This window comes from Phytobacter sp. RSE-02 (genome assembly GCF_040578655.1).
In the GTDB taxonomy this organism is placed as follows: Bacteria; Pseudomonadota; Gammaproteobacteria; order Enterobacterales; family Enterobacteriaceae; genus Phytobacter; species Phytobacter diazotrophicus.
Map to the genome: position 1 here is coordinate 155919 of NZ_JBEULY010000009.1, position 20522 is coordinate 176440.

The 20522-nt window shown below is 53.3% G+C and carries 23 protein-coding genes; 14 read left to right on the plus strand and 9 right to left on the minus strand.

Annotated features, from left to right (window positions below; genetic code table 11):
* Positions 1 to 76 precede the first annotated feature (76 nt).
* On the minus strand, positions 77 to 1141 hold the full coding sequence (gene ulaG, locus ABU190_RS18815) for an L-ascorbate 6-phosphate lactonase (protein ID WP_271848637.1): 1065 nt from the start codon (positions 1139 to 1141) through the stop codon (positions 77 to 79).
* A 361-nt stretch (positions 1142 to 1502) separates the two neighbouring features.
* Between ulaG and ulaA the strand changes: the two genes are divergently transcribed.
* From ulaA to ABU190_RS18845, 6 genes are read left to right on the plus strand one after another with little or no spacing between them, the layout of a single operon-like run.
* The gene (ulaA, locus tag ABU190_RS18820) at positions 1503 to 2900 is read left to right on the plus strand and encodes a PTS ascorbate transporter subunit IIC (RefSeq protein ID WP_354692126.1); all 1398 of its coding nucleotides are present in this window, start codon (positions 1503 to 1505) and stop codon (positions 2898 to 2900) included.
* A 14-nt stretch (positions 2901 to 2914) separates the two neighbouring features.
* Positions 2915 to 3220, plus strand: a complete 306-nt coding sequence (gene ulaB / locus ABU190_RS18825) for a PTS ascorbate transporter subunit IIB (protein ID WP_039077792.1) — start codon at positions 2915 to 2917, stop codon at positions 3218 to 3220.
* 9 nt (positions 3221 to 3229) lie between these two features.
* The gene (ulaC, locus tag ABU190_RS18830) at positions 3230 to 3697 is read left to right on the plus strand and encodes a PTS ascorbate transporter subunit IIA (protein ID WP_296414327.1); all 468 of its coding nucleotides are present in this window, start codon (positions 3230 to 3232) and stop codon (positions 3695 to 3697) included.
* 13 nt (positions 3698 to 3710) lie between these two features.
* Positions 3711 to 4364, plus strand: a complete 654-nt coding sequence (gene ulaD / locus ABU190_RS18835; RefSeq protein ID WP_107223536.1) for a 3-keto-L-gulonate-6-phosphate decarboxylase UlaD — start codon at positions 3711 to 3713, stop codon at positions 4362 to 4364.
* A 9-nt stretch (positions 4365 to 4373) separates the two neighbouring features.
* The gene (locus ABU190_RS18840; protein ID WP_079497700.1) at positions 4374 to 5228 is read left to right on the plus strand and encodes an L-ribulose-5-phosphate 3-epimerase; all 855 of its coding nucleotides are present in this window, start codon (positions 4374 to 4376) and stop codon (positions 5226 to 5228) included.
* Entirely contained in the window at positions 5228 to 5911 is a 684-nt protein-coding gene (locus ABU190_RS18845) for an L-ribulose-5-phosphate 4-epimerase (protein WP_354692127.1), read from the plus strand. The genes ABU190_RS18840 and ABU190_RS18845 overlap by 1 nt, the downstream gene beginning before the upstream one ends.
* A gap of 132 nt (positions 5912 to 6043) precedes the next feature.
* Here the strand turns inward: ABU190_RS18845 and ABU190_RS18850 are convergent, their stop codons facing one another.
* On the minus strand, positions 6044 to 7237 hold the full coding sequence (locus ABU190_RS18850) for an MFS transporter (RefSeq protein WP_354692128.1): 1194 nt from the start codon (positions 7235 to 7237) through the stop codon (positions 6044 to 6046).
* A 161-nt stretch (positions 7238 to 7398) separates the two neighbouring features.
* Positions 7399 to 7671 (minus strand): DUF1471 family protein YjfY, encoded by a 273-nt coding sequence (gene yjfY / locus ABU190_RS18855; protein ID WP_039077825.1) that lies wholly within the window; start codon positions 7669 to 7671, stop codon positions 7399 to 7401.
* Positions 7672 to 8015: 344 nt separating this feature from the next.
* On the opposite strand from yjfY, the gene rpsF reads away from it, so the two are divergent.
* The 5 genes from rpsF (at position 8016) to ABU190_RS18880 (ending at position 10577) form a co-directional block, all read left to right on the plus strand.
* The gene (gene rpsF / locus ABU190_RS18860; RefSeq protein ID WP_006686337.1) at positions 8016 to 8411 is read left to right on the plus strand and encodes a 30S ribosomal protein S6; all 396 of its coding nucleotides are present in this window, start codon (positions 8016 to 8018) and stop codon (positions 8409 to 8411) included.
* Positions 8412 to 8417: 6 nt separating this feature from the next.
* Positions 8418 to 8732, plus strand: coding sequence for a primosomal replication protein N (priB, locus tag ABU190_RS18865; protein ID WP_039077787.1), 315 nt, complete (start codon positions 8418 to 8420; stop codon positions 8730 to 8732).
* Between the two features lie 4 nt (positions 8733 to 8736).
* Positions 8737 to 8964 carry a 30S ribosomal protein S18 gene (gene rpsR, locus ABU190_RS18870; RefSeq protein WP_000135199.1) on the plus strand — a complete coding sequence of 76 codons (228 nt, stop codon included), beginning with the start codon at positions 8737 to 8739 and terminating at the stop codon, positions 8962 to 8964.
* Positions 8965 to 9005: 41 nt separating this feature from the next.
* A complete protein-coding gene (gene rplI / locus ABU190_RS18875; RefSeq protein ID WP_039077786.1) occupies positions 9006 to 9455 on the plus strand; it encodes a 50S ribosomal protein L9 in 450 nt (149 codons plus the stop codon).
* A gap of 183 nt (positions 9456 to 9638) precedes the next feature.
* Positions 9639 to 10577 carry a DMT family transporter gene (locus ABU190_RS18880; RefSeq protein WP_039077785.1) on the plus strand — a complete coding sequence of 313 codons (939 nt, stop codon included), beginning with the start codon at positions 9639 to 9641 and terminating at the stop codon, positions 10575 to 10577.
* Between the two features lie 41 nt (positions 10578 to 10618).
* On the opposite strand, the gene ABU190_RS18885 is transcribed toward ABU190_RS18880, so the two are convergent.
* A complete protein-coding gene (locus ABU190_RS18885; RefSeq protein ID WP_354692129.1) occupies positions 10619 to 11278 on the minus strand; it encodes a LysM-like peptidoglycan-binding domain-containing protein in 660 nt (219 codons plus the stop codon).
* A 233-nt stretch (positions 11279 to 11511) separates the two neighbouring features.
* Here ABU190_RS18885 and fklB point away from each other — a divergent pair, with 233 nt between their 5' ends.
* On the plus strand, positions 11512 to 12132 hold the full coding sequence (gene fklB / locus ABU190_RS18890) for an FKBP-type peptidyl-prolyl cis-trans isomerase (protein ID WP_039077783.1): 621 nt from the start codon (positions 11512 to 11514) through the stop codon (positions 12130 to 12132).
* Positions 12133 to 12429: 297 nt separating this feature from the next.
* Entirely contained in the window at positions 12430 to 13839 is a 1410-nt protein-coding gene (gene cycA / locus ABU190_RS18895) for a D-serine/D-alanine/glycine transporter (protein ID WP_079497704.1), read from the plus strand.
* Between the two features lie 94 nt (positions 13840 to 13933).
* Here cycA and ytfE read toward each other — a convergent pair whose 3' ends face one another.
* From ytfE to ABU190_RS18915, 4 genes are all read right to left on the minus strand, one after another.
* On the minus strand, positions 13934 to 14596 hold the full coding sequence (gene ytfE, locus ABU190_RS18900; protein WP_071193486.1) for an iron-sulfur cluster repair protein YtfE: 663 nt from the start codon (positions 14594 to 14596) through the stop codon (positions 13934 to 13936).
* 94 nt (positions 14597 to 14690) lie between these two features.
* A complete protein-coding gene (locus ABU190_RS18905; protein WP_354692130.1) occupies positions 14691 to 15659 on the minus strand; it encodes a DMT family transporter in 969 nt (322 codons plus the stop codon).
* 75 nt (positions 15660 to 15734) lie between these two features.
* Positions 15735 to 16559, minus strand: a complete 825-nt coding sequence (locus ABU190_RS18910; protein ID WP_354692131.1) for an AraC family transcriptional regulator — start codon at positions 16557 to 16559, stop codon at positions 15735 to 15737.
* Positions 16560 to 16640: 81 nt separating this feature from the next.
* The gene (locus ABU190_RS18915; protein WP_354692132.1) at positions 16641 to 17489 is read right to left on the minus strand and encodes an SDR family oxidoreductase; all 849 of its coding nucleotides are present in this window, start codon (positions 17487 to 17489) and stop codon (positions 16641 to 16643) included.
* An 84-nt stretch (positions 17490 to 17573) separates the two neighbouring features.
* Here ABU190_RS18915 and ABU190_RS18920 point away from each other — a divergent pair, with 84 nt between their 5' ends.
* Complete coding sequence (locus ABU190_RS18920; protein WP_039077777.1) at positions 17574 to 17960, plus strand: winged helix-turn-helix transcriptional regulator; 387 nt, start codon at positions 17574 to 17576, stop codon at positions 17958 to 17960.
* Between the two features lie 505 nt (positions 17961 to 18465).
* On the opposite strand, the gene ABU190_RS18925 is transcribed toward ABU190_RS18920, so the two are convergent.
* Positions 18466 to 20409 (minus strand): bifunctional 2',3'-cyclic-nucleotide 2'-phosphodiesterase/3'-nucleotidase, encoded by a 1944-nt coding sequence (locus ABU190_RS18925; RefSeq protein WP_354692133.1) that lies wholly within the window; start codon positions 20407 to 20409, stop codon positions 18466 to 18468.
* Positions 20410 to 20522 lie beyond the last annotated feature (113 nt).

Sequence of the window (20522 nt, forward strand, 5' to 3'; positions counted from 1 at the left end):
AAATAGCCTGAAATTACTAAAGATAAGTGCACGATACTGATGATAAAAGCGGGTGCACACGGCACCCGCTCCGGCTTTAGAGGAAGGATTTAAACGGTAAATCGGGCTCGATAGTAAAGCAATCATCAAAACCACGTGGGTAGTGATACTCGAAATTATCTTTATCCACAGGCCAGGTAAATTTCCCGCCCACCTGCCAGATATAAGGCTTAAAGCCATACTGTAAGCGGTCTTTTTTCATGTTCCACAGAACACGAATCTCTTGTGGATCGGCCTGAAAATTAGACCAGATATCGTGGTGGAATGGGATCACGACTTTTGTATTTAGCGCTTCCGCCATACGCAGTATGTCGGCGCTGGTCATTTTGTCGGTAATGCCGCGCGGGTTCTCGCCGTAGGAACCCAATGCCACATCGATTTGGTACTCATTGCCATGTTTCGCATAGTAGTTGGAATAGTGCGAGTCACCGCTGTGGTATAGCGTACCGCCGGGGGTTTTAAAGAGGTAGTTAACTGCACGCTGATCCATGCCGTCAGGCAGTACGCCAGCCGCTTTTTGCTCTGCAGGCAGGGTAATCAACGCGGTGCGATCGAACGCATCAAGTGCATGAATTTCAATATCTTTTACGCGAACAACATCACCCGGTTTGACGACGATACAGCGTGACTTTGGTACACCCCAGCCAATCCATAAATCGACGCAGGTCTGTGGACCGATGAAGGGGACATCATCGGCACAGTTCTTCATGACGGCAGCAGCGACGTTTACATCAATATGATCGTTGTGATCGTGAGTGGCGAGGATGGCATCGACCTGACGAATAGCGAACGGATCCAGCACAAACGGCGTGGTGCGCAGGTTTGGCTGCAGTTTTTCAACACCTGCCATGCGTTGCATCTGATGCCCTTTTTTCATCAATGGGTTACCGTGGCTCTGCTTGCCCGTACCGCACCAGAAATCGACGCATACATTGGTACCTCCTTCTGATTTCAGCCAGATACCGGTACAGCCCAGCCACCACATAGCAAAGGTGCCGGGAGCGACACGTTCCTGCTCAATTTCCTCATTAAGCCAGCTTCCCCACTCGGGAAAAGTGCTCAAAATCCATGATTCCCGGGTAATGGTTTCAATCTTACTCATGGTGTCGCTCCTTACCTGTTTAATCAAAATAAATCATATTGTGATAACTTGTGATTTATATTTTCACAGTTTCATCATGATCGCAACAGGGTTTGGCGTGTTAAATCGCATTGTGATTGTGTTGCTACGATACGTTTTGCATGCTGATTTCTTTGCTATTTTTATTAACTATATGAATTTAATAAATTGTTTTGCGGGTTCTTGTACTGGATATGTATGTCTAATGAGAATGGGGAAATAAATTGCGTGATGCATCACAATTAATCAAAAACAATCTTTTTGTGATTATTTATGATTGGTAGAGTGTTTTCACCTTGTGCTGCATTGCACAAATGCAGCCACTTTCTTACTGGAGCGAGTTATGGAGATTCTCTACAACGTCTTCACTGTCTTTTTTAATCAGGTGATGACCAATGCCCCGTTGCTGCTGGGGATCGTGACCTGTATTGGCTATATCCTGTTGAGAAAAAGTGTCAGCGTTATCGTTAAAGGCACGATCAAAACGATCATCGGCTTTATGTTGCTGCAGGCGGGGTCGGGGATCCTGACCAGCACGTTTAAACCGGTGGTTGCCAAAATGTCTGACGTGTACGGCATCAACGGTGCGATTTCTGACACCTACGCGTCAATGATGGCGACCATCGAACGTATGGGCGACGCGTACAGTTGGGTGGGTTATGCGGTACTGCTGGCCCTGGCGCTAAACATTATTTACGTCCTGCTGCGGCGTATTACTGGCATTCGCACCATCATGCTGACCGGGCACATCATGTTCCAGCAGGCCGGTTTGATTGCGGTGTTCTTCTTTATTCTCGGTTACTCCATGTGGACCACCATTATCTGTGCTGCCGTGCTGGTTTCACTCTATTGGGGCATTACCTCCAATATGATGTACAAACCAACACAGGAAGTGACAGATAATTGCGGTTTCTCTATCGGTCACCAGCAGCAGTTCGCCTCCTGGATCGCTTACAAAATCGCGCCGTACCTTGGGAAAAAAGAGGAAAGCGTTGAAGATCTGAAACTGCCGGGCTGGCTGAATATCTTCCATGACAACATCGTCTCTACCGCCATTGTCATGACGGTTTTCTTCGGCGCGATTCTGCTCTCTTTTGGGCTTGATATCGTTCAGGCGATGGCGGGGAAAACTCACTGGACGGTCTATATCCTGCAAACCGGCTTCCAGTTTGCAGTGGCGATTTTCATTATCGTCCAGGGCGTGCGTATGTTTGTCGCCGAGCTTTCCGAAGCCTTCAACGGTATTTCTCAGCGCTTGATTCCGGGGGCTGTGCTGGCAATTGACTGTGCGGCGATTTATAGCTTCGCGCCGAACGCGGTGGTCTGGGGCTTTATGTGGGGGACTATCGGCCAGTTGATTGCAGTCGGCATCCTGATTGCCTGCGGCTCCTCCATTCTCATCATTCCTGGCTTTATCCCGATGTTCTTCTCCAACGCCACCATCGGCGTCTTTGCCAACCACTTCGGCGGCTGGCGTGCCGCCATCAAGATTTGCCTGGTGATGGGCATGATCGAAATTTTTGGCTGTGTTTGGGCGGTAAAACTGACGGGAATGAGCGCATGGATGGGAATGGCTGACTGGTCCATCCTGGCACCGCCGATGATGCAAGGCTTTGCCTCCGTGGGGATCGCGTTTATGGCTGTGATGATTTTGATTGCGCTGGCTTACATGTTCTTTGCCGGTCGCGCCCTGCGTGCTGAGGAAGACGCGGAAAAACAACTGACAGAACACTCTGTTTAAAAAGGAGTTTGATTATGACCGTACGTATTCTGGCTGTGTGTGGTTGTGGGCAAGGTAGTTCCATGATCATGAAAATGAAAGTTGACCAGTTTTTGACGCAACAAAAGGTCGACCATACGGTGAACAGCTGCGCGGTGGGGGAATACAAAAGTGAGCTGAGCGGGGCGGACATCATCATTGCCTCTACCCATGTCGCCAGTGAAATCGAAGTCTCCGGTAATAAGTACGTGGTCGGGGTACGCAATATGCTCTCTGCCGCTGATTTTGGTCCGAAGCTAATGGAAGTCATCAACGCCCATTTTGCACAGGATGTGAAATAAGGACTCACTATGAAATTACGTGACTCGCTGGCGGAGAACAATGCGATTCGCTTGCAGGCAGAGGCCAGTACGTGGCAGGAGGCGGTGAAGCTTGGCGTGGATCTGCTGGTAGAGGCTGAGGTTGTTGAACCGCGTTACTACCAGGCCATTCTGGACGGTGTGGAACGGTTTGGACCGTACTTCGTGATTGCCCCGGGGCTTGCCATGCCCCATGGCCGCCCGGAAGAAGGGGTGAAGAAAAATGGCTTTGCGCTGGTGACTCTCAAAACACCGCTGGTTTTTAATCACGAGGACAACGACCCGGTCGACATCCTTATCACTCTGGCGGCAGTGGATGCGCGTACGCATCAGGAAGACGGCATTATGCAAATCGTCAATCTGTTTGAAGATGAAGCAAATTTTGACCGTTTACGCGCCTGTCGCACGGCGCAGCAGGTACTGGATTTAATTGATAGCGCCACGGCGGCGTCTGTATAAGGAGCAAAAAAACATGTCTGATTTACCGATGTTACAGGTAGCCCTGGATAACCAGACGCTGTCACACGCTTATGCAACCACCCGCTTAATTGCCGAAGAGGTGGATATTATTGAGGTTGGGACCATTTTATGTGTTGGCGAGGGCGTTCGGGCTGTTCGCGATCTTAAGGCGCTGTATCCTCACAAAATCGTACTGGCCGACGCCAAAATTGCCGATGCCGGGAAAATCCTTTCAAGAATGTGCTTTGAAGCCAATGCCGACTGGGTGACCGTGATCTGTTGCGCCGATATTAACACCGCGAAAGGTGCGCTGGATGTGGCGAAAGAGTTTAACGGCGACGTGCAGATTGAACTGACCGGCTACTGGACGTGGCAACAGGCGCAGCAGTGGCGCGATGCAGGCATTCAACAAGTCGTTTATCACCGCAGCCGTGATGCGCAGGCGGCAGGGGTCGCATGGGGTGAGGCGGATATCAGCGCGGTGAAAAAACTGGCCGAAATGGGCTTTAAGGTGACGGTTACCGGCGGACTGGCGCTGGAAGATTTGCCGCTGTTCAAGGGCATTCCCATTCACGTCTTTATTGCCGGGCGCAGTATCCGCGACGCCGCAGATCCGGTTGAAGCGGCGCGTCAGTTCAAGCGCTCAATTGCTCAACTGTGGGGCTAAGGAGCGGGTATGTTGTCAAAACAGATCCCGCTGGGTATCTACGAAAAAGCACTCCCTGCCGGGGAGTGCTGGCTGGAACGGTTGCGGCTGGCGAAAACGCTGGGTTTCGATTTTGTCGAAATGTCGGTAGATGAAACCGATGCTCGTCTGGCCCGCCTCGACTGGAACCCTGAGCAGCGTCTGGCACTGGTAGCTGCGATAGCGGAAACAGGCGTTCGCGTTCCTTCAATGTGTCTGAGCGCGCACCGGCGTTTTCCGCTGGGCAGCGAAGATGACGCGGTACGCAACCAGGGGCTGGAGATCATGCGCAAGGCTATCCGGTTTGCGCAGGATACCGGTATCCGGGTGATTCAACTCGCTGGTTATGACGTCTACTACCAGCAGGCGAATGATGAGACGCGCCGCCGCTTTCGTGACGGACTCAAAGAGAGCGTGGAAATGGCCAGCCGCGCACAGGTAACCCTGGCGATGGAAATTATGGATTACCCGCTGATGAATTCGATCAGCAAAGCGCTGGGGTACGCGCACTACCTTAATAACCCGTGGTTTCAGCTCTACCCGGATATCGGCAATCTTTCAGCCTGGGATAACGACGTGCAGATGGAACTGCTGGCGGGCGTCGGCCATATCGTGGCGGTTCATGTCAAAGACACGCGCCCTGGTGTTTTTAAAAACGTCCCCTTTGGCACCGGCGTAGTGGATTTTGAACGCTGTTTCGCCACGCTCAAAGAGAGCGGCTACTGTGGTCCGTACTTGATCGAGATGTGGAGCGAGACGGCAGAAGATCCGGCGGCAGAGGTGCTAAAAGCGCGCGACTGGGTGAAAGCGCGTATGGCAAACGCGGGTTTAGTGGAGGCGGCATAATGCAAGAGCTTAAGCAGCAAGTGTTTGATGCCAATATGGATTTGCCGCGCTATGGATTAGTGACCTTTACCTGGGGAAATGTCAGCGCTATTGATCGTGAACGCGGGCTGGTGGTGATTAAACCCAGCGGTATTGCCTACGAGAACATGAAACCAGATGACATGGTCGTGGTGGATTTACAGGGCAACAGGGTGGAAGGGCAGTGGCGCCCGTCTTCCGATACCGCAACACACCTTGAGTTGTACCGACGCTACCCTCAGCTTGGCGGTGTTGTGCATACCCATTCCACGCATGCCACAGCCTGGGCGCAGGCGGGGCTGGCCATTCCTGCGCTTGGCACCACCCATGCAGATTATTTCTTTGGCGATATTCTCTGTACCCGGGCGCTCTCTGAAGAGGAGGTACGGGAAGAGTATGAACTCAACACTGGTAAGGTGATTGTCGAGACGCTGGGCCACAGTAACCCATTGCATACGCCGGGAATGGTGGTCTACCAACACGGTCCGTTTGCATGGGGGAAAAATGCCGCTGACGCCGTTCATAATGCGGTGGTGATGGAAGAGGTTGCCCGGATGGCGTGGATTGCCCGAGGTATCAATCCGTTGTTAAAACCGATTGATGATTATCTGATGAATAAACATTTTATGCGTAAGCACGGCCCAAATGCCTATTACGGGCAATGACCAGTAGTCCGGCCAGGCGAAGCGCCGCAGGAGTTTCCCCGGCATCAGCTACGCTTCGCCCGGACTACCAGAAAATTATGCTCCGGAATATGTACGCCTTCGGGATGTTACTGGTCTGATTCCGGAGCCTTTTTATGCCTGACGATAGGCTGACGGTATGCAGCGCATCCCCGCTAACGTAATCAGGCAGATCACGGCACCGGCATAAAATGTTGATGCTGCGCCCAGACTTTCCCACAAAATACCGGCCCCGGCGCTGGCCAACAGCAGGGCGATACCGCTCATGAGGTTAAACATGCCAAACGCGGTGCCACGCAGTTCTGCTGGTGCGGTATGGGCGATCATGGCCGCCAGCAGGCCCTGGGTCATTCCCATATGGATACCCCACAGGGCAACGCCGAGCAGTAACGTGCTCCAGTGGTGGCTTAACGCCAGTACCAGATCGGCGGCAATCAGCACCAGCAGGCCTGCCTGCAGCATTTTACTGTGGCTCATGCCGTCGGACAGTTTACCAAAGGGGTAGGCCGTCAGGCCGTACACCAGGTTCATTGCGACCATTACCAGCGGAATGGCGAACAGTGGAATATCCATCTGCTGTGCGCGTAGTACCAGAAAGGCTTCACTAAAACGGGCGAGGGTAAAGACGCTGCCCAGTCCAACGACCCACCAGTAAGCGCTGCTGAGTTTTTTCAGGTTCTCACGGGTGAGCGGGTTGGTGCGCTTGTTGGTAATCGGCGTTTTGGGTTCATCAAGCCCGAAATAGAGCAGAGCGATAGCCAGTGTGCCAGGGATCACTGCCACCCAGAAGATGGACTGGAAATCATTGTCCCACAGAAACATCAGCGCCACGGCCAGCAGCGGACCAAGGAAAGCACCGATTGTGTCCAGCGACTGGCGCAGGCCAAATGCGGCACCGCGAATGTCGGAGGGCGTCACATCGGCAACCAGCGCGTCGCGAGGTGCCCCACGGATCCCTTTGCCAACGCGGTCAATCATTCGCGCGCCGAATACCAGACCGGAGGAGGAAGCCAGGGCAAACAGCGGTTTGCTGAGAGCACCCATGCCATATCCCAACAGAGCCAGTCCTTTGCGTTTACCCAGATAGTCGCTGAGTACGCCGGAAAATACTTTAATGATAAGCGCAGTTGCCTCTGCCATCCCTTCGATCAGGCCAATGACAATGACGCTGGCACCTAATGTGGTCGCCATAAAGAGAGGTAACAGGCTGTGGATCATCTCGGACGAGACATCCATTAACAGACTTACTCCGCCGAGCACCCAAACGCCTTGCGGGATACGGCCCAGGGTTGCAAAACGCACAAACACGATATCACTCCGGATAATCAGGTTATTAAGATGCTATTAAATCAGTGGTCTGGCGTTTTGATAAGCATAAAGTGCAAATAGTTATCATTTAACGATGAGCAAAAAAAGCCCTCATGGGAGAGGGCATAAAATAATGGCAAGGGTAATTTGGGCTGTGCGTACTAGCGATAAATGTCAGCGCTGGCATGAATAAGGCCATTGCTGCCCGGCTCCCGAAGTAAGACCGGGTGATAATATTTCGCACCCTTCGCGTCAGTTTCGACTTTGAGTGCTTGATCCGCTTCGCTTTCAGTGGCGATGTTATGATTAATGTAAATAACGCCTAAGCTCTGCACATCATCCATGTTTTTGGCTTGCCGCCCGTCAATTTTGATGGCTGCTGCCGCATTGGCGCTAAGGAGTAGCGCTGTGAGTAAGATTGCGATGTTTTTCATAATATTGTGCTCCATTACTGCTTATGTTGTGACCGTCAGAACATCTTTCCTCCCGTGTCATTGGGGTGTATTTAAAGTCTACGCTTTCCTGCCAAAACGTATCGCGACCATTTCTGATGCTGTCGTTCAAAAAATTGCCGTATCCGTTTTGTCTAATTTTAATCCCACTCTGTGAAGCGGCTTTGCGCTTAGTGCGAATTATTTGTGCAATCAGCTTGAGTTTGGGGGGCGAGATAAGTATTATGACGCGTCAATTTTTCAGCCGCCCTTTAATCACGTTCCTTGCCTCCATGGGCCGCGGCTGACCCAGACAGGAGGCTGAATAATCCGTAAGGAGCAATTCGATGCGTCATTACGAAATCGTTTTTATGGTCCATCCTGACCAGAGCGAACAGGTTCCGGGCATGATCGAACGTTACACTGGTGCAATCACTGCAGCAGAAGGTACGATCCACCGTCTGGAAGACTGGGGCCGCCGTCAGCTGGCTTACCCGATCAACAAACTGCACAAAGCACACTACGTTCTGCTGAACGTTGAAGCTCCGCAGGAAGTTATCGATGAGCTGGAAACAAACTTCCGCTTCAACGATGCCGTTATCCGTAGCATGGTAATGCGTACTAAACACGCTGTTACCGAAGCATCTCCGATGGTTAAAGCGAAAGACGAGCGCCGTGAGCGTCGCGATGATTTCGCAAACGAAACCGCAGATGATGCAGATGCTGGGGATTCTGAAGAGTAATTTCTGATGACCAACCGTCTGGTGTTGTCCGGCACCGTGTGCAGGACCCCCCTTCGAAAGGTCAGCCCATCAGGAATTCCTCACTGCCAGTTCGTGCTTGAGCACCGTTCTGTGCAGGAGGAAGCCGGGTTTCACCGGCAGGCGTGGTGCCAAATGCCCGTTATCATTAGCGGACACGAAAACCAGGCCATTACTCACAGTATAACGGTCGGTAGCGCAGTAACCGTTCAGGGGTTCATCTCTTGCCACAAGGCAAAGAACGGTCTGACTAAAATGGTTCTGCATGCCGAGCAGATTGAATTGATAGATTCTGGAGACTAGCCATATGGCACGTTATTTCCGTCGTCGCAAGTTCTGCCGTTTCACCGCGGAAGGCGTTCAAGAGATCGACTATAAAGATATCGCTACGCTGAAAAACTACATCACCGAAAGCGGTAAGATTGTCCCAAGCCGTATCACCGGTACTCGTGCAAAATACCAGCGTCAGCTGGCTCGCGCTATCAAACGCGCTCGCTACCTGTCTCTGCTGCCGTACACTGATCGTCATCAGTAATCGGGCACGGTCCATTAATACGACTTTAAGAGGATAAGGTAATGCAAGTTATTCTGCTTGATAAAGTAGCAAACCTGGGCAGCCTGGGTGATCAGGTAAACGTTAAAGCGGGCTACGCTCGTAACTTCCTGGTTCCACAGGGTAAAGCTGTTCCGGCTACCAAGAAAAACGTTGAGTTTTTCGAAGCTCGTCGCGCTGAACTGGAAGCCAAACTGGCTGACGTTCTGGCGGCTGCTAACGCTCGCGCTGAAGCAATCAACGCACTGGGCACTGTAACCATCGCTTCCAAATCTGGCGACGAAGGTAAACTGTTCGGTTCCATCGGTACCCGCGACATCGCTGACGCTGTAACTGCAGCTGGCGTTGAAGTGGCTAAGAGCGAAGTTCGTCTGCCGAACGGCGTTCTGCGTACCACTGGTGAGCACGAAGTGGACTTCCAGGTTCACAGCGAAGTATTCGCTAAACTGATCGTTAACGTTGTTGCTGAGTAATTAGCTTCTGACGTTGCGTAAAAACGCTGGCCTTGTGCCGGCGTTTTGCTTTTTATCCCTCTGGTTTTTCCTTTTTATGCCTTCGAGCTCGCAACCTGATCTCTGTTTTCGCATATCTGTTTCCATTTCCTGGCTATTCCGCAATAATTAAAAAATAAAACGTTATTTTAAATTGGTGAATGTATGGAAACGATACACCAGTCGCCGCTCTTTGCCCGTAAAAATGCGGCGTATGCAGGAGCAGCATTCTGTTGTTTATTATGGGGAAGCGCCTACCCGGCGATTAAAAGCGGTTATGAGATTTTCCAGATTGATGTGGATGATATCCCTTCGAAAATCGTCTTTGCTGGCTATCGCTTCTTCTTCGCAGGGCTTCTGTTATTACTGCTTGCGCTGGCGCAGCGCCGCCCGCTGGCTCGCCTCTCTTTCCATCAGTGTGGCCAACTGGCACTGCTCGGGGTCACGCAAACCTCACTCCAGTACGTCTTCTTCTATATTGGTCTGGCCTTCACCACTGGGGTAAAAGGTTCAATTATGAATGCGACAGGCACCTTCTTTAGCGTGCTGCTGGCCCACTTTATCTACCAGAATGACAAACTGAGCTATAACAAAACCCTTGGCTGCGTACTGGGGTTTGCTGGTGTCATGGTGGTTAACCTCAACAATGGCCTGATGGAGTTCAGCTTTAGCTTGATGGGGGATGGCTTTGTGGTCCTGGCGGCGTTTATCCTCTCGGCATCGACGCTATATGGTAAGCGGATCTCGCAAACGGTCGATCCGTTGGTAATGACGGGTTATCAACTGGGGTTTGGTGGCGTCGTGCTCGCGGTCGGCGGGTATGTTTTTGGCGGCGAGCTTACCGTGCATGGCCCTTCCTCGGTGGCGATTCTTGGCTATCTGACGCTGCTCTCCTCGGTTGCGTTTGCGCTGTGGAGCATTCTGCTCAAGTACAATCGGGTGGGGATGATTGCGCCGTTTAACTTCTTAATCCCGGTCTCAGGTGCGTTACTGTCGGCTATTTTTCTGGGCGAGAATATTCTCGAACTCAAATACGCGATTGCGCTGGTGCTGGTGTGCTCCGGCATCTGGTGGGTGAACAAGGTCTCCCGAAAAGCCGATTAACTTCTGGCCGGGTAGCGTTATCGCTCACCCGGCCAGGAGGCTTATCGTGCCCGGATAAAACTACCGTCCTGCTGGCGAGTGAACAAGACAGACTGGCCGCTGCCATTTTCAATCGTCAACCCGGTTACTACGCCATTCGCGTTCTGACGAATTTTCACCATCTGGCCGCTTTGCAGGGTGCTGAGCGGTTTGCCTTCACCTTCTACTTTTGCCATGGCATAGACATCGGTTGGCGGCAAATTGTGGTCACGGAAAACCTGGGCCAGCGTTTTGCCCTGTTCGACACGGTAGGTGCGCCACTGCTGCTCAATACCGCCAGCGGAAGAGGCAGCAGGGGCAGAGTGTTCGGCGACCGGACGCTCCTGTTGTATCGGCTCCTGTACGGCCTGCGGTTCCTCGTTAAGGACAGGAGCAGGTTGTTGGTTTTGCACCGGCTGTGACGTCACCAGCGGTTGTGAAGGCTGCGATTGTGTCTGCGGCTGGGATTGTGACTGAATATTCAGTTGTGCTTCGTGCCCGACAGAGGCGGGAGGCATCACCGTCTCTTTCGGGGTGGGCAGCAGGAAACCGATAATAACCAACAACGCCGCAAGGATCAGCCCACGACGGTGCATCGGCGGAAGCGGGTCCAGAATGCGAAAATGATCCGGGGCGTGCCAGATTTTCGCCAGGGTAGGTTTCAGTTCAAATCGCCCGGGCATGGCTTTCCTCCTGCTCCGCGTCATTATTTATCCTGTCTCGTTGAGTATAGATGGCTAACTACCTGATTGGCTGTGTGATGCATTGTCTCGTGACATCATAATGAGAATTATCTTACCGGGAGTATTGTTTCTGTTTCTCTGCGATTTGTCATCTTTACTACGACAAAGTTTTACCCGCTGCGGCGTGGCTGTTATGCTGCGCGCTACCTTAAAAAGTGATGAAAGGAAAACCCATGACAACCCCAACGTTTGACACGATCGAAGCGCAGGCCAGCTATGGCATTGGTTTGCAGGTAGGACAGCAGCTTAGCGACTCCGGCTTACAGGGGCTGTTGCCGGAAGCGCTGGTCGCCGGTATTGCTGACGCGCTGGCAGGTAAACAACCGGCGGTGCCGGTGGATGTTGTTCATCGTGCGCTGCGTGAAATCCACGAACGTGCGGACGCAGTGCGTCGTGCGCGCTTTGAAGAGATGGCGGCAGAAGGCGTGAAATATCTGGACGAAAACCGCGAGAAAGAGGGTGTGAACAGCACGGAATCTGGTCTGCAGTTCCGCGTTATCACTCAGGGCGAAGGCGCTATCCCGGCGCGTACTGACCGTGTTCGCGTTCACTACACCGGTAAACTGATCGACGGTACCGTGTTCGACAGCTCCGTCGCGCGTGGCGAACCGGCTGAATTCCCGGTAAACGGCGTGATTGGCGGCTGGATCGAAGCGCTGACGCTGATGCCGGTTGGCTCCAAATGGGAACTGACGATTCCGCACGAACTGGCCTACGGCGAGCGTGGTGCGGGCGCGTCCATCCCGCCATTCAGCACCCTGGTATTTGAAGTGGAATTACTGGAAATCCTGTAATCTTCCCGATGTTTTCCTCTCCTCGTCAGGGGGGAGGAAGACGATGTTGCGTGAATCATTCATTAAATGAATTAGTTTCGATACTTTATCTTGCTATGCGCGCATTGCGGTGTATTTTTGTGAACTCCATCCCCTAATTTGAGTGATATGCTGCTCACTTTAAACAAATATTTAACATCTCTTTTAATTCAGAGTATTCATCCTACCAATTCTTACCTAATATCGTTGCGTCCGCGAATGGGCGAAGTATGCAATTAAAGGCCAGAAGAGCCTCAACAACACAGACAGGATATAAACATGGTAGATCAGGCAAAAGTCGCGGCTGACGAAGAGGCTTCGACTGAACAATCGCTACGGCGCAATCTTACAAACCGTCATATTCAGCTAATCGCTATCGGTGGTGCCATCGGTACCGGGCTGTTTATGGGCTCCGGGAAAACCATCAGCCTTGCAGGACCGTCGATCATTTTTGTCTATATGATCATCGGGTTCATGCTGTTTTTCGTCATGCGTGCGATGGGTGAGTTGCTGCTGTCGAACCTTGAGTACAAATCTTTTAGCGACTTCGCCGCCGACCTGCTCGGACCGTGGGCGGGGTATTTTACCGGCTGGACATACTGGTTCTGCTGGGTAGTCACCGGGATGGCCGATGTGGTGGCGATCACCGCTTACGCACAATTCTGGTTCCCTGGATTATCCGACTGGATAGTGGCGTTGACCATTGTCCTGGTGCTGCTGAGCCTGAACCTTGCCACCGTAAAAATGTTCGGCGAGATGGAGTTCTGGTTCGCGATGATCAAAATCGTCGCCATTGTGGCGCTGATTGTTGTTGGTCTGGTGATGGTGCTGACCAGTTTCAAATCGCCGACCGGGGTCGAAGCCTCTGTAGCGCATTTGTGGAATGACGGCGGCTGGTTCCCGAAAGGCATCAGCGGCTTCTTTGCCGGTTTCCAGATCGCGGTCTTTGCCTTTGTGGGGATTGAGCTGGTCGGAACGACAGCGGCAGAAACCAAAGACCCGGAAAAGTCGCTGCCGCGCGCGATTAACTCCATTCCGATCCGCATCATCATGTTCTATGTGTTTGCGTTGATTGTGATTATGTCCGTGACCCCATGGAGTTCCGTGGTGCCGGATAAGAGCCCGTTTGTTGAACTGTTTGTTCTGGTGGGCCTGCCTGCCGCAGCGAGCATTATCAACTTTGTGGTGCTGACGTCTGCTGCGTCTTCCGCGAACAGCGGCGTGTTCTCCACCAGCCGTATGCTGTTCGGCCTGGCACAAGATGGCGTGGCGCCAAAAGCGTTCGGTAAGCTCTCTAAACGCGCGGTACCGGCGAAAGGGCTGACCTTCTCTTGTATCTGCCTGCTGGGCGGTGTGGTGATGCTGTACGTGAACCCAAGTGCGATTGCGGCGTTCACCATGATTACCACCGTTTCGGCCATCCTGTTTATGTTTGTCTGGACGATTATCCTCTGCTCTTACCTCGTCTACCGTAAACAGCGTCCGCAACTGCATGAAGCGTCCATCTACAAAATGCCGCTTGGCAAAGTGATGTGCTGGGTATGCATGGCGTTCTTTGTGTTCGTACTGGTGTTGCTGACGCTGGAAGAGGACACTCGTCAGGCGCTGATCGTCACCCCAATCTGGTTTATTGTGCTGGGTGCGGGCTGGCTGATTGTGGGTAAAAAACGCCTGGCAGGTATGCGCTAGTATTCGTAGACCTTGCATCCGGGAAAATAAAAAAGAGCCGCGCAGGCGGCTCTAAAGACTTCCATGAATCAGGCGCTCTCAGGGGCGCCTTTGCTTATTCTCCAGCGAGGGCACGCGGAAACAGAACGTTGTTTTCCAGACTGATGTGTTCCATCAGGTCGTCGATCAATTCATTGATACCGTTATACATTGCTTTCCAGGTGGTGCAGGCTTCCGGCGGCGGCGTCACGCCATTGGTAATGTGCTTGATCACTTCCAGCAGTTCGCCTGCATCATCATGCTCGCTTTCCATCACGCTGATTGGCCCCATCGCCTGGCTGCCCATCCCCTCTTTAATCATCGGGAACAGGATGCGCTCTTCTTTCATCATGTGGCTGGAAAGCTCGTCGTGCAGCATGGTCAGGTATTTGGTTAACCCTTTTGGCACGTTGGGTTTATCGGCATGCACGCGTTCTACTTTGGTCGCCTGCAGGATAAGCTCTGGCAGTTGTTCGCGGTGGCGGTCGTGGTAACGCACGATAATGTGATCGATGATTTCGCTCAGGGCGGCGACGCGCCAGTCTTTCTCGATGGGCTGCTCTGCCAGCTTTGCCAGTTCGGTTTCAATGATGCCAACATCCAGTTCTTTGCGGGACGCGGCGCGCTCCAGCGTCTGCTTACCGCCGCAGCAGTAATCCATATCGTATTTACGAAACAGCGCTGACGCACGTGGAATGGATAGCGCCAGTTCACCCAAGGGTTGGTCACGGAAAGCCATAGCAGTTACCTCATCAGAAATTATAACATGCATCTTAAATGCATCTTTTATTCGATGATATACCCCTTTCGGGGCAGGGTAAACAAGACCACGATTAACCGTGGTCTGAAACTGACTGAACCAGAGGCTTTTCTGGCTTCGCGCGTACGGCCATGACCACGCCGCAAACCAACAGGGCGATACCACAGAGGGTGAGCCACGGCGGCATTTGCTGACGTAGCATGAAGGTATAAAGCAGGCCCGCCAGGGTTTCAAAAACAATCAGTGGCCCGACAATGACCGTGGGTAAACGCTGACTGGCAACATTCCAGCACATAGCGCCGACCCAGGAGCAGAGCACAGCAATCGCGAACATCAAACCGAGAAACACCGCCGGGCGCGGGCCAAAGGGTTGGGCAAAATCAGGCTGTTGCACGCTCAGCCACAGACAGGCAGCAGCATAACCGAGTAAAGAGACGGGGAGCGTCACCAGTGCCTGCGCGGTTGCCCACATCATCGGGTTCTTGTCCGGGTTTTCCCGCAGCCAGCGGGCGTTACGCAGCGCATACCACGCCCAGCAGGCGACGGAAACCAGCGCAAGGGCAATGCCGGAGCCATAGCGCCACCAGGAGAACGCTGGCAGGCCGCCGTGCAGTTCGGCTATGTTGACGCAGACCAGTCCCGCCGCAATACAGAGCAGTGCCGGGGCGAGGCTGGTCCAGGCGCGTTTACCGTCACGCTGGCTGTAGAGCAGATTTGCACATATCGGGATAACAACCGGCAGGGTGCCAATGATCATCGTTGAAACCGGTGCTCCGGTGCGCTGAATGGCGCTGGCAAGACAGACGTAATAGATGAGATTGCCCATCATGGTCAGCGCCAGCGCGGTGAGCCAGTCTTTTTGTGTTAACTGCCGTAAACGCTGGCGGCCCAGCCACGCCAGCGGCAGGGCAATTATCCCCAACGCCAGATAACGACCGGTTGACTGCAATGCCGCCGGGTAATCCGGCACAATTAACGGCCCAACAAAAATAAGCCCCCACAACATCCCCGCGAGCAGGGCATACAACACACCACTAATCATACTTCCACCTGACGTTTCTGTTTGCCGTCACAGTGTAGGAAAGGAGGGGAACGAAATATTGTATGAGATTGCGCATTAGCGCCGGACGACCTGCTTCTGGTAGCGCACGGGGGTAATGCCATAACGACGCGTAAAGGCGCGGGTGAGGTGTGACTGGTCAGTCAGCCCGGTGGCAGCGGCTACTTCGGCGGCGGGCATCCCGTGGGTCAGGAAATCTTTCGCCCGCCACAGACGAATCGCCATCAGCATTTGATGGGGTGTTACGTGAAAATGGGCTTTGAACTGACGCTGAAAATGGTACGGGCTCAACGAGACCACCTGCGCCAGCTCATCCAGCGTCAGGGGGTGCATAAAATTATCATGCAGATACTCACGGACCCGCTCAAAACGATGAGCGCCTTCCTGACTGACCGGCGCGTGACGTGCAAGCGGTGTGAAGGTGTCGATCAGGTCCAGCAGCATCCCTTTTTGCGCCAGCGAATCCTCGGTGTGCCACAGGCCATGAATCAGGCGGCAAATCTTGACTGTGCGCAGGGGATCGTGGCGAGTAGCATCGCTAAACCACCAGTGGCGGATACCGGTCACCTCTTCCAGCAACGCGGGGTCAAGGTAGATCATGCGATAGCGCCAGCCATCCGCGGTCTCAGCCTCACCGGTATGCAGTTCGTCGGGGTTCATGGTGACAACGGAATTGGCAGGCGCAACGTACTGCGTACCGCGATAGCGAAAGCGTTCGGCACCCGCTTCGATTGCGCCAATACCAAAGGCTTCGTGGGTGTGGGGTTCGAAGGCATAACGGGAGATATGCGCATGGTACAACTCCACCCCTGGCAATTGCGCCAGGTGGCGAAAACGCGCGCTGTCTCTCTCGTCAAAGAATTGTTCCGGTACGCCTTCCACTTTTCGCCTCCGCTCAGGTCATCTTCTCATTATTAAGGATGACCCGGCGGCGTGCTACAAAAATTAACCAGCCTGTAACAGTTACAGGATGCCTTTGACGCTTTCCGCGAGCGGGGTGGTCGGGCGACCAATCAGCTTGCTCAGGGTATGGCTGTCATCGAACAGACCTCCTTTCGAGGCACCGATATCCGAGTCAGCCAGCAGGTTAGCGAACACATCTGGCAGACCAACACCCTTTAACGCACCCGCAAAATCGGCTTCGCTCAGGTTCTGATACACCACCGGTTTACCGCTCTGTTTGCTCAATTCAGCCGCCAGTTCGCTGAGTGTCCAGGCGCTGTCACCGGCCAGTTCGTAGACTTTCCCGGCATGGCCCTCTGTGCTGATAACGCGTGCGGCGGCAGCGGCGTAATCTGCGCGGGTGGCCGAGGCGATTTTGCCGTCTCCCGCAGCGCCGATGAAGACGCCATGAGCCAGAGCAGCCGGGGCGCTGGCCAGGTAATTTTCGGTATACCAGCCATTACGCAGCAGGGCGTAAGGAATGTCGGAATCGGCCAACATTTTTTCGGTTTCAACGTGCTCAACATGCAGACCGAGCGGAGATTTATCCGCATGCAACAGGCTGGTATAGGCGATAAATTTCACGCCCGCCGCTTTGGCAGCATTGATCACATTACGATGCTGAGCGGCGCGCTGGCCCACTTCGCTGGAGGAGACCAGCAGCAGTTTTTCTACGCCCGACAGTGCCGCCGTTAGCGCTGCCTGGTCGCCGTAGTCGGCCTGGCGAACGACGACACCTTTCTGAGCCAGTGCGTCAGCTTTTGCCGGGTTACGTACAATCGCGACGAGCTCACTCGCGTTGACGGTTTTCAGTAATTCTTCAACAGCCAGTGCGCCCAGTTGGCCTGTAGCGCCGGTAATTGCGATCATGATGATTCCTCTTCGTGTTTGTCTTGTGTTGTGGCACACTATCACCTTAACTAACTTTTAGTAAGTACGTACAAAAAGGTAAGTATGGAAGGCATAAATCCCACCCTGAGCGAGCGGATGCGCGACGGTAATCTGTTTGCTGAGGAGTGCCCCTCCCGTGAGGTGCTTAAACACGTGACCAGCCGCTGGGGCGTATTGATTCTGGTGGCGCTGCGCCACGGCACCCACCGTTTCAGCGATTTACGCCGCAAAATGGGCGGTGTCAGCGAAAAGATGCTGGCGCAATCGCTGCAGGCGCTCGAAATGGACGGTTTTATTAACCGCATTTCGTATCCGGTGGTGCCGCCGCATGTGGAGTATAGCCTGACGCCGCTGGGTGAGCAGGTGAGCGAGAAAGTGGCCGCGCTGGCCGACTGGATTGAGCTGAATTTGCCGCAGGTGCTGGCGACGCGAGACGACCGCGCCGCCTGAGTGAACCCGGATGGCGGCGTGAACGCCTTGTCCGGTTTACGTTTTTGATCCCCTCTCACTCAAGGTAAGGGGAGAAAAGCAGGCTCGATCGGTTCCCTCTCCTCTTTGGGGAGAGGGTTAGGGTGAGGGGAAAATGCAGCTCAGATGGTCATTCCGTTCACCTTATGTTCCTTGCTTTTCTGTCGCGACAGAACCCGTGAACGTGCCAGGGTGGCTCACCGCCGCCACCCTGGCGACCCGGGCTCCCGGCCAGGAAAATCGCCGCTGGCGCGGTCCATGATGCTTATGTCGTCTGACTTTCGGGGCGGGGACCAGCCTGCGTCCTTGCAGGCTATCCCCTCCGCCCGCTTCCCTGCGGGCGGCCCCGGTCAGCCGCCAACGCCTCATCGATTTTCAGCCGGACCCTGTCATCGCGGTGACTGTTTTATTCTCATTGAGCAATGTTATCGCTGTAAAACGTAATATTACTGGGGGGCCTCAGCCCTGAGGGATAAGTGTCAACCGCTTACTTACTTAAATCCACCTGATAGAGCGCAAAGCCAACCTCGTCCGTACCGACCTTCTTCATCGGGTACTGCGCTTTCTCTTTGATAAACGCAGCCGCCTTCTCAGAAGGTGAGGTTTCGAAACGGATATCCAGCGCCGTATTACTGTGAATCGGCGCCAGGCGCCAGTTGTTATCCGCTGCCGGGTGGATTTCTCCCGCTTTTGCCGATTCGTCGGTTATCCATTTTGCCAGCACCGCGCGGTTTTCATCCGGCGAGGCAAAGGCGATATGGCTGTCACCCGTTCCCGCAAACTTACCGCCATAGGCGCGGTAGTTATTGGTTGCCACCAGGAACACCTGGTTGGGATCGATCGGTTTGCCGTTAAAGGTCAGATCTTTAATACGCTCGGCCTGCGGGTTGATGCTCTGGCACTCGCCGTCATAACGCGCAGGCTGCGTTACATCAATCTGGTATTTCACCCCATCAATCACATCGAAGTTATAGGTACGGAAGGTCTCCCAGTTGATGAGTGACTGAGGCTTCGTGCTGTTGATATCGATCTGATTAAACTGCCCGGCGGAGCACTCCAGCCACTCTTTTACTTCTTTGCCCGTCGCTTTCACGACCACCAGTGTGTTGGGGTAGAGATACAGATCGGCGGCGTTACGGAAGGTGAGCTGCCCTTTTTCGACCTCGACAAAACTGGCCGGATCGTTTTTACGTCCGCCTGCTTTGAACGGGGCGGCGGCAGACAAGACCGGCAGATTCGCCAGATCCGGATCGCCCTGAATAAAGTGCTTCACATAAGCGGTCTGGGCGTTGTTAACGACCTGGACGGTTGGGTCATCCTGTACAAGGGAGAGGAAGCTGTACATATTGTCGGCGGATTTACCGATAGGCTTGCCGACGAACTGACGGGTGGCATCGTGGTCGTGTTTCAGGATTTCCACCAGTTTGCTGTCTTCTGCGGCCAACGATTTTTTGGCGGCGGCATCATAAATCGGGCGCGCTTCGGCTTTTGACGAAGCGACCTGCCACTTCCCGGCATCGTTATTCAATACCAGATCCACCACGCCGAGGTGGTCGCCCCACATTCCTGGCATCACTGACGGCACGCCATTTAAGGTTCCTTTGGCGATATCCGCTCCTTTAATGGCGGCGAAATCTTTCGACGGGAAGACCGCATGGGCATGGCCAAACAGAATAGCGTCAACGCCGGGGACTTCGCTTAAGTAGTAGACGGAGTTTTCCGCCATCGCCTGATAAGGTTCAGAAGAGAGACCGGAGTGGGCAACCAGTACCACCAGGTCGGCCCCTTTTTCGCGCATCTCTGGCACATATTTCTTCGCCGTTTCGGTGATGTCATTAACCGTGACTTTGCCGCTCAGGTTGGCTTTATCCCACACCATGATTTGTGGCGGGACAAAGCCGATATAGCCAATCTTCAGAGTATGCGTTTTACCTTCGGTATCGGTAACGGCGGTCTCTTTAATGAGATACGGGGTAAACAGCGGCTTTTGGGTTTTGACATCGATAATGTTGGCATTCACGTAGGGGAATTTTGCCCCTTCCAGCGCCCGGTGCAGATAATCCAGGCCATAGTTGAATTCGTGATTGCCGAGGTTGCCCACGGCGTAGTCCAGCGTATTCAGCGCCTTATAGACAGGGTGGATGTCGCCCTTTTTCAGCCCTTTGGCTGCCATATAATCACCGAGCGGGCTGCCCTGAATTAAGTCGCCGTTATCCACCAGCACGCTATTTTTGACTTCTTTTCTGGCGGCATTGATCAGGCTGGCGGTACGCACCAGGCCAAATTTTTCTGTCGCAGAATCTTTATAGTAATCAAAGTCCATCATGTTGCTATGCAAATCAGTGGTTTCCATAATCCGGAGATCCACCGTCGCCGCTTGTACGCTGGCTGCTATCAACGTGGCAAGGAGCGTTGCGCTAAACTTAATCATCAGAGGTGTCCTTTTTAGATCTGAGCCACAAAAGAAATGATATGTACATTTTGTTGCTTACAGAATTGTGAATTCTGCCATGAAATTTGCCACATAAATGCAACAACTATCAC

Coding starts and splice junctions, on each gene's coding strand:
- ulaG (WP_271848637.1), bottom strand. CDS start 1,141: ATGAGTAAGATTGAAACCATTACCCGGGAATCATGGATTTTGAGCACT.
- ulaA (WP_354692126.1), top strand. CDS start 1,503: ATGGAGATTCTCTACAACGTCTTCACTGTCTTTTTTAATCAGGTGATG.
- ulaB (WP_039077792.1), top strand. CDS start 2,915: ATGACCGTACGTATTCTGGCTGTGTGTGGTTGTGGGCAAGGTAGTTCC.
- ulaC (WP_296414327.1), top strand. CDS start 3,230: ATGAAATTACGTGACTCGCTGGCGGAGAACAATGCGATTCGCTTGCAG.
- ulaD (WP_107223536.1), top strand. CDS start 3,711: ATGTCTGATTTACCGATGTTACAGGTAGCCCTGGATAACCAGACGCTG.
- ABU190_RS18840 (WP_079497700.1), top strand. CDS start 4,374: ATGTTGTCAAAACAGATCCCGCTGGGTATCTACGAAAAAGCACTCCCT.
- ABU190_RS18845 (WP_354692127.1), top strand. CDS start 5,228: ATGCAAGAGCTTAAGCAGCAAGTGTTTGATGCCAATATGGATTTGCCG.
- yjfY (WP_039077825.1), bottom strand. CDS start 7,671: ATGAAAAACATCGCAATCTTACTCACAGCGCTACTCCTTAGCGCCAAT.
- rpsF (WP_006686337.1), top strand. CDS start 8,016: ATGCGTCATTACGAAATCGTTTTTATGGTCCATCCTGACCAGAGCGAA.
- priB (WP_039077787.1), top strand. CDS start 8,418: ATGACCAACCGTCTGGTGTTGTCCGGCACCGTGTGCAGGACCCCCCTT.
- rpsR (WP_000135199.1), top strand. CDS start 8,737: ATGGCACGTTATTTCCGTCGTCGCAAGTTCTGCCGTTTCACCGCGGAA.
- rplI (WP_039077786.1), top strand. CDS start 9,006: ATGCAAGTTATTCTGCTTGATAAAGTAGCAAACCTGGGCAGCCTGGGT.
- ABU190_RS18880 (WP_039077785.1), top strand. CDS start 9,639: ATGGAAACGATACACCAGTCGCCGCTCTTTGCCCGTAAAAATGCGGCG.
- ABU190_RS18885 (WP_354692129.1), bottom strand. CDS start 11,278: ATGCCCGGGCGATTTGAACTGAAACCTACCCTGGCGAAAATCTGGCAC.
- fklB (WP_039077783.1), top strand. CDS start 11,512: ATGACAACCCCAACGTTTGACACGATCGAAGCGCAGGCCAGCTATGGC.
- cycA (WP_079497704.1), top strand. CDS start 12,430: ATGGTAGATCAGGCAAAAGTCGCGGCTGACGAAGAGGCTTCGACTGAA.
- ytfE (WP_071193486.1), bottom strand. CDS start 14,596: ATGGCTTTCCGTGACCAACCCTTGGGTGAACTGGCGCTATCCATTCCA.
- ABU190_RS18905 (WP_354692130.1), bottom strand. CDS start 15,659: ATGATTAGTGGTGTGTTGTATGCCCTGCTCGCGGGGATGTTGTGGGGG.
- ABU190_RS18915 (WP_354692132.1), bottom strand. CDS start 17,489: ATGATCGCAATTACCGGCGCTACAGGCCAACTGGGCGCACTGGCTGTT.
- ABU190_RS18920 (WP_039077777.1), top strand. CDS start 17,574: ATGGAAGGCATAAATCCCACCCTGAGCGAGCGGATGCGCGACGGTAAT.
- ABU190_RS18925 (WP_354692133.1), bottom strand. CDS start 20,409: ATGATTAAGTTTAGCGCAACGCTCCTTGCCACGTTGATAGCAGCCAGC.